Annotated in this window: 8 protein-coding genes and 3 tRNA genes; 6 read left to right on the top strand and 5 right to left on the bottom strand. The window is 71.2% G+C overall.

What is annotated here, in order from left to right; all coding sequences use genetic code 11:
• The first annotated feature begins 136 nt into the window (after positions 1-136).
• From CR470_RS34415 to CR470_RS34405, 3 genes are all read left to right on the top strand, one after another.
• Positions 137-967, top strand: a complete 831-nt coding sequence (locus CR470_RS34415) for a DsbA family protein (RefSeq protein WP_097871350.1) — start codon at positions 137-139, stop codon at positions 965-967.
• Positions 964-1,845 (top strand): cytochrome c biogenesis CcdA family protein, encoded by an 882-nt coding sequence (locus CR470_RS34410; protein ID WP_097871349.1) that lies wholly within the window; start codon positions 964-966, stop codon positions 1,843-1,845. The genes CR470_RS34415 and CR470_RS34410 overlap by 4 nt, the downstream gene beginning before the upstream one ends.
• 134 nt (positions 1,846-1,979) lie before the next feature.
• Positions 1,980-2,381, top strand: a complete 402-nt coding sequence (locus CR470_RS34405; protein ID WP_143663936.1) for a hypothetical protein — start codon at positions 1,980-1,982, stop codon at positions 2,379-2,381.
• Between the two features lie 53 nt (positions 2,382-2,434).
• Here CR470_RS34405 and CR470_RS34400 read toward each other — a convergent pair whose 3' ends face one another.
• Positions 2,435-3,022, bottom strand: coding sequence for a TetR/AcrR family transcriptional regulator (locus CR470_RS34400; protein WP_097871347.1), 588 nt, complete (start codon positions 3,020-3,022; stop codon positions 2,435-2,437).
• 86 nt (positions 3,023-3,108) lie between these two features.
• On the opposite strand from CR470_RS34400, the gene CR470_RS34395 reads away from it, so the two are divergent.
• A complete protein-coding gene (locus CR470_RS34395) occupies positions 3,109-3,534 on the top strand; it encodes a nuclear transport factor 2 family protein (RefSeq protein WP_097871346.1) in 426 nt (141 codons plus the stop codon).
• Positions 3,531-4,478, top strand: coding sequence for an NmrA family NAD(P)-binding protein (locus CR470_RS34390; RefSeq protein WP_257139016.1), 948 nt, complete (start codon positions 3,531-3,533; stop codon positions 4,476-4,478). The genes CR470_RS34395 and CR470_RS34390 overlap by 4 nt, the downstream gene beginning before the upstream one ends.
• A 154-nt stretch (positions 4,479-4,632) precedes the next feature.
• On the opposite strand, the gene CR470_RS34385 is transcribed toward CR470_RS34390, so the two are convergent.
• From CR470_RS34385 to CR470_RS34370, 4 genes are all read right to left on the bottom strand, one after another.
• A tRNA-Phe gene (locus tag CR470_RS34385) sits at positions 4,633-4,706 on the bottom strand.
• Between the two features lie 21 nt (positions 4,707-4,727).
• A tRNA-Asp gene (locus CR470_RS34380) sits at positions 4,728-4,802 on the bottom strand.
• Between the two features lie 38 nt (positions 4,803-4,840).
• A tRNA-Glu gene (locus tag CR470_RS34375) sits at positions 4,841-4,913 on the bottom strand.
• Between the two features lie 80 nt (positions 4,914-4,993).
• Complete coding sequence (locus CR470_RS34370; protein WP_097871345.1) at positions 4,994-6,625, bottom strand: metallophosphoesterase family protein; 1,632 nt, start codon at positions 6,623-6,625, stop codon at positions 4,994-4,996.
• Positions 6,626-6,748: 123 nt separating this feature from the next.
• Between CR470_RS34370 and CR470_RS34365 the strand changes: the two genes are divergently transcribed.
• Positions 6,749-7,099, top strand: a complete 351-nt coding sequence (locus tag CR470_RS34365; RefSeq protein ID WP_006125792.1) for a metallopeptidase family protein — start codon at positions 6,749-6,751, stop codon at positions 7,097-7,099.
• The last annotated feature ends 86 nt before the right edge of the window (positions 7,100-7,185 follow it).

The following is a 7,185-nucleotide window of genomic DNA, read 5'->3' as shown; positions in this document are numbered from 1 at the left end:
GTACGTGGCCGGGGCGCGGGCCCGCGCCCCGGCCACGTACACCCCGACCCCCGTAGAACTCTCCGTGCTGCGCGTGTAGGCGGGCCATGCCCGATCCGCGCCCTTCTCCTCCCGCATCCCCAGCACGGAGTGCCGCATGCCCACGCCCAAGAAGCCCGTCTCCACGCCCAAGAAGCCCACTTCCACGGGCCGGAAGTCCTCGTCCCGCAAGCCCCTGGTCTACGGCGCGGCGATCGTCGTCGCCGCCGGTCTCCTCGGCTTCGTGTCGTACCGGGCCACCGCCCCCGACGACACCGCCCCGGACACCTCCTCCGCCCCGGCCGCCGAGGTCTCCGCCGACCCGAACGAGGGCGTCTACCCGGAGCTGACGAAGCTCGCCCGCCGGGACGCGGACGACAAGCTGGCCGTCGGCCGCGCCGACGCCCCGGTCGTCCTGATCGAGTACGCCGACTTCAAGTGCGGCTACTGCGGCAAGTTCGCCCGGGACACCGAACCGAAGCTGATCGAGAAGTACGTGAAGGACGGCACGCTGCGCATCGAGTGGCGCAACTTCCCGATCTTCGGCGAGGAGTCCGAGAACGCCGCGCGCGGCGCCTGGGCCGCCGGGCAGCAGAACCGCTTCTGGGAGTTCCACAGCGCCGCCTACGCCGAAGGGGCGAAGGAGAAGGGCTTCGGCAAGGACCGGGTCGAGGCGCTCGCCGAAAAGGCCGGGGTGAAGGACCTGAACCGGTTCATGAAGGACCTCGACGGCAAGCCCGCCCGGGACGCCGTCGCGAAGGACCGGGAGCAGGCGTACAGCATCGGCGCGACGTCCACCCCGTCGTTCCTGATCAACGGCCGTCCGATCGCGGGAGCGCAGCCGGACGAGACGTTCACCCAGGCCATCGAGGCCGCCGCCGAGCAGGCGAAGGCCACCGGCAAGGACACCGGCAACGCGGGCAACGACGCAGGGCACACCGCCAAGTGACGGCGGACATCGGCTACTTCGCTGCCCTCCTCGGCGGGCTGCTCGCCCTGGTCAGTCCGTGCAGCGCGCTGCTGCTGCCGGCCTTCTTCGCGTACTCCATCGACTCCACCTCCCGGCTGCTGGCCCGCACCGGCATCTTCTACGCCGGGCTCGCCACGACCCTCGTCCCGCTCGGCGCGGCCGGCAGCTACGCGGGACGGCTGTTCTACGGTCACCGCGACGCCCTCGTCATGGGCGCGGGCTGGCTGATCATCGTGCTCGGCGTCGCGCAGATCGTCGGCCTCGGCTTCGCGTCCCGGCGGATCGCGGCCCTCAGCGGCCGGATCCGCCCCACCACGGCGTTCTCCGTCTACGCCCTGGGCGCGGTCTACGGCCTGGCCGGATTCTGCGCGGGCCCGATCCTCGGCAGCGTCCTGACCGTCGCGGCGGTCAGCGGCAGCCCGGTCTACGGGGGGCTGCTGCTGGCGGTCTACGCGCTCGGGATGGCCGTACCGCTCTTCGTGCTGGCCCTGCTCTGGGAACGCTTCGACCTCGGCCGCCGGACCTGGCTGCGCGGCCGTGCCGTCCGGCTCGGCCGGTTCGAACTGCACACCACGTCGCTGCTGTCGGGGCTGTTCTTCATCGGGCTCGGCACGCTGTTCCTCGTGTACGACGGGACGACCGCGCTGCCCGGTCTGCTGGGCGTCGACGACTCGTTCGCGGTCGAGCAGTGGGCGCAGAACCTGGGCGAACGGGTGCCGGACGGGGTGCTGCTGGGAGCGGCGGTGCTCGTGGCGCTGCTGGTCCTGGGCGCCCGGGCCCTGCGCCGGCGCGGCACGGACGCATCGGCGGAGACGACCGAGGAGCCCGAGGAGACCGAGAAGACCGAGAAGGTGTGACACGGCGAAGGCCCCGCCCACCGGGCGCGGCCTTCGCGTCCACCGGGGGCCTCCGCGGCGGAATCGGCGCTCGCCGTCCTCGGCGGAGCGCCCCGCTCTCCTCGGGGCCCGGGGCGCTCGCGCACAATGGGCCCATGTCGACCCCCGGCTTCGGCCCGCCGCCAGGAGACTTCCCGCCGCGGCCTTCGTATGCTCCTCCGCCGTACGGGGGCGAGGCTCCTCCGCCGTACGGGGGCCTGCCGGCCCCCGTCGCCCCGGAGTTCGTGGCCTTCGACAAGAGCAACGCCCTCGTCATCGACGACCAGGGCGTCTCCTTCGACATCGGCGGCCACGTCACCGATTACCCCTGGCAGCAGATCACCCAGCTCCACTACACGGCCCGGGGCACCTTCCTGCGGGTCGGCCTGATCCATCCGAACGGCTGGTTCGTGGAGTGCGTGATCAACGCGAAGAAGCAGCAGAAGCTGATCCAGTGGCTGACGGAACTGGGCCCGGTAGCAGCTCACTACCAGGCCCAGCTCCCACGGCAGAACTGAACCGCCGCGCCGGGTAACCGAAGCCCACGCCGGACGCGGGCGGACCGGGAACGTCAGGAAGGGGCGGAGCCCAGGACTCTGGCAGTGAAGGTCGCCAACTGTGCCCGCATCCTTTCGCGTGACCCGCGCTCATGCCCGGCCAGATGCTCGACAAGATCGGCTCGGGTGGCTGCGAGCAGGGCGTGAGCGGTGAAGTCGCTGTCGGTCACGCCGGGGATCTGCCCCAGCATGGCGTCCAGCAGGCCGTGCCAACGTTCGTAGTGTTCGGCCTGGTACGGGCTGCCGCTCCCGCTTTCCTCCAGGGCCAGCATGAGGCGGCGGTTGTCGAGTTTGAAGCACAGGAGAGCGTCGAGCAGGGCGGGTACGCGCTGTTGCGGCGGGGTCGTGGGGCCCAAGGGCGGGGGTCCGGCCTCAACGGCCTCCCTGACTGGTTCCAGCCGTGCTTCGTACAGCGCGCGCAGCAGTCCGGGGCGGTCGCCGAAGGCCCGGAAGAGCGTGCCTTTGCCGACGCCGGCCGCCGCTGCGACGGCGGCCAAGGTGACACCTTCCGGGCTCTCGCAGCGGGCGAAGAGAGCGTCGGCGGCCGCCAGGACGGCCTGCCGGTTACGGGCGGCGTCCTTGCGGGGTTTGCGCTCGGGCATGCCGCACCTCCGGTTGCAAAGCGGACCACGGGTCCGTATCGTCAAAGCGGACCCAGGGTCCATATTCCATGAGATGGAGGATACCCATGTCTGCACCGACTTCTCCGGCGGACCTCTACCGTCACAGCCTGCGGCTGCTGCTGGACAAGGACATGCCCGCGTGGGTCGCGCTGTGGGCCGAGGACGGCTTGCTGGAGTTCCCCTTCGCCCCTGATGGCTGGCCGAAGCGTCTGGAGGGCAGGGAGGCCATCGCCGCGTACATGCGCCACTACCCGGATCACATCGATCTGCATGACTTCCCCGAATCGCGGATCCACCGGACCGCCGATCCTGAGGTCGTCGTGGTCGAGATGCGTGGCGTCGGCCGCCTGGTGGAGTCCGGCCGGCCCTTCGACATGACCTACATCGCCGTCGTGACAGTCCGGGACGGGCACATCACCTCCTACCGCGACTACTGGAACCCCCTCGCCGTCCTCGAACCCGGCACCGATTTCACCAGGAGCACCCGATGACCACCACCGGCACCACCCCGGACAGGGGCACCACCTCGGACACGGGCACCACCCCGGACAGGGGCACCACCTCGGACACGGGCACCACCCCGGACACGGGCACCACCCCGGACACGGGCACCACCTTGGTCATCGGCGCCACCGGCACCACCGGCAGCCGCACCGCGGCGCGGCTGTCGGCCTCCGGCCACCGCGTCAAGGCCGCCAGCCGTCGCGCCGCCGACGTCCCCGGCGCGGAGCCGGTCGCCTTCGACTGGTACGAACCCGCCACCCATGCCGCCGCCCTCGACGGAGCCGACCGCGTCTACCTGATCCCGCCCGTGGGCGACGCCGACCCGGCGGCGGTCATGGTGCCCTTTCTCCGGCGGGCCCGCTTGGCCGGCGTGCGCCGTGCGGTGCTCCTCAGTTCCTCGGCCATCCCCGAGGGCGGCCCGGCGGTGGGAACAGTGCACCAGGCCCTGCCCGATCTGTTCGAACAGTGGGCGGTGCTGCGGCCCTCGTGGTTCATGCAGAACTTCACCGGCACGCACGCGCACGCCGTGAGCATCCGGGAAGAAGGCGCTGTCTGGACCGCGGCCGGGAGCGGCCGGGTCGGTTTCGTCGACGTCGAGGACATCGCGGCCGTCGCTGTCCATGCTCTGACCGACGCGCACGCCCCCAACACCGATCTCGTCCTCACCGGGCCGGAGGCGCTCAGCTACGACGACATCGCCACCACCATCACCCGGGTCACCGGCCGGGCCGTGGACCACCGCCGCCTGTCCTACGAACAGATGCGCGACCGCCTCGCGGCGCATGTGCCGCTGGAGTTCGCCTCGATGCTGGCCGGCATGGACCGTGCCATCGCCGAGGGGGCGGAGGACCGCATCACCGACACCGTCCAGCGCCTCACGGGCCGACCCGCGCGCAGATTCCACGCTCTCCTCGAACGAGAGGTGGAATGAAGCGACTGGGGGGCCGGGCATGGGCATCAGCTTCGTTGCCCGCTCACCACTTGATCACCGCTTGATCGCGGCCTGGTCGCCGGCACCGCCCTGAGGCTCCCCCGCACATGAGAAGCGCCTCAGACGAGAACTCCGTCCGAGGCGCTTTCCGAGGTGGCTGGGGCCGGGATCGAACCGGCGACCTATCGCTTTTCAGGCGATCGCTCGTACCAACTGAGCTACCCAGCCACGCAGCCGCTGGGGCTGCAGCGGTCCTGACGGGATTTGAACCCGCGGCCTCCACCTTGACAGGGTGGCGAGCACTCCAAACTGCTCCACAGGACCAAGCAATGTGCGAAACAAGTCTCGCACATGGTGAAACGTGCCCCCAACGGGATTCGAACCCGTGCTACCGCCTTGAAAGGGCGGCGTCCTGGGCCACTAGACGATGAGGGCTATTGGCCCGCCTGTTCGCTTTGCAGCGCGTCGGGGACGTGAGAAGCATATGGGATGGGTGGAGCTATCGCCAAAACGGTTTACGGCGAGGGCGTCGGGCGCGTCGGGGAGCGGGTAGGGGAGGGCGAGGAGGTGGACGAGGAGGTGGGTGACGGGGTGGGGGAGACCGGGGCGTCCTTCTTCAGGTTCTCCTCCGGAAGATGGCGGCTGACCTCGGCGGTCGTCAGTCCGAGACCGCCCAGCGTGATCTCGTCCCAGGCCTGGAGCCGGCGGGTGGAGCGGTCCATGTAGAGCACCGAGGCGTGCACCTTCTCGGGCTTCTCGTTCTGGACGGCGCGCAGCCCGCCGCCGCCCGTGGAGCCCTCGACCTTCAGCCGTGTGCCGAGCTTCAGCTGCTCGTTGATCCGGCGGTGGAGGTGGCCCGACAGCACCAGCGGGACCGTGCCGTCGGTCTCCCGGGCGGTGTTCGGGTCGTGGGCGACGGCGATGTCGACCGGCGTGCCCGCGCGCTCCTGGTCGCGCAGCGCGGAGGCCAGGCGCGCCCCTTCGAGCTGGGCCGCCTCCTTGCCGCCGACCGGGGCGGTCCGGTCCGGGGTGAAGGAGGCGTCGCCGGTGCCCGCGATCCGCAGCCCGCCGACGTTCACCGCGCCGCCGTCGTCGAGGACGCTCACGTTCTTGAACTTCGTCAGATACGCCTGGGTGATGGGCGAGTCGTGGTTGCCGCGCACCCAGACATAGGGCGCGCCGAGGTCGCGGATCGGGTCGAGGAAGCCGTTCTCGGGGGCGGAGCCGTGGTCCATCGTGTCGCCGGAGTCGATGATGACGTCGATCTCGTACTGCTCCACGAGCGAGGCGATGATGTGCCAGGCCGCCGGGTTGAGATGGATGTCGGAGACGTGCAGGACCCGGATGGTGCCCGGGTCGGGCTGGTAGACGGGGAGCGTGGAGGTCGCGTCGTACAGCTTGGTGACGTTGGTGACCAGGCGGGCCAGCTCCTGCTGGTAGATGTCGAACTCCGTGACGATGGAGCGGGCGTCGCCGACCAGGGACGGGGCGCTGGAGAGCAGCCCGGAGAACTTCGGCTCCAGGACGGACTTCGGGTTCCAGGTGGCGTACGCGCTGACGCCGGACGCGGCCAGCAGGGTGAGGGCGAGCCCGCCGGCGGCCAGGGCGCGCCGGGGGCGGCGGTAGACGACGAGGCCGAGCGCGGTCGCGCCGGAGACGACGGCGACACAGGAGCGCACGGCCAGCTCCCGGGTGCCGGCGGCGACATCCCGGGTGACCTCGTCCTGGAGGCTGGAGAACCGTTCCGGCCGGTCGACCAGGGCCTGGGAGCGTTCGGGGTCGAGGCGGTCCACGTCCACGTCGAGCCGGAGCGGCGCGATGTGCGAGTCCAGCTCCAGGGCGCCGAGCGGGGACACGTTGATCTTGCTGCCACCGGTCAGGGAGGGGCGCAGCGTCATGTTGGTGTCCATGGGGCCGACCGGAGTACGGATGGAGCCCACGGCGAGCAGTCCCAGCCAGGCCCCCAGCACGACGACGGCGAGCATGCCGAGGGCGCGGAGGTACGGGCGGCGGGCGGGACCCGTCAGGTCACCGGGGGCCGCGGTGCCGGAGCCGACCGGGGCGCGCCCCCGGGGCTTCGGGCGGACGATCTGGGTGAGGCGGTGCCGGACGCGGTCGGCTGCGGCACGGAACGGGACGCGGACCATTGGGCCCGTATGCCCCGGTACGGCCTCCGTCATGCCGGACGCGGGCCGGGCATCCGCCGGAGGAGCAGGGCCGGCCAGGTCGCGGCCTGCCCGCACGGGGCCGCCGTACGGGACAATGGCCGGGTGCTGGAGATGACGCGCGAACAGTTCGAGGAGCTGGTGAGCCAGGCTCTGGACCGGATCCCGCCGGAGCTGACACGGCTGATGGACAACGTGGCGGTGTTCGTCGAGGACGAACCGGACCCCGGCGACCCCGACCTGCTCGGGCTCTACGAGGGCACCCCGCTCACCGACCGGGGCGAGTGGTACGCCGGGGTGCTGCCCGACCGGATCACCATCTACCGGGGGCCGACGCTGCGGATGTGCGAGACGCAGGAGGATGTCGTCGCGGAGACCGAGATCACCGTGGTCCACGAGATCGCCCACCACTTCGGCATCGACGACGAGCGGCTTCACGCCCTGGGCTACGGGTGAGCGAGCAGACCCCGCGGGAGCTGCCGGAGCCCGGCCCTCCCGCCGCACCGCAGGGCCGGGTGCTGGCCTGTCTCTTATACACATCT

Origin of the sequence: Streptomyces sp. rh34, assembly GCF_002551245.1 — a bacterium.
Taxonomy (GTDB): Bacteria; Actinomycetota; Actinomycetes; order Streptomycetales; family Streptomycetaceae; genus Streptomyces.
Note: the sequence above shows the minus strand (reverse complement) of the source record. Positions and strands in the feature narration are given on the sequence as shown.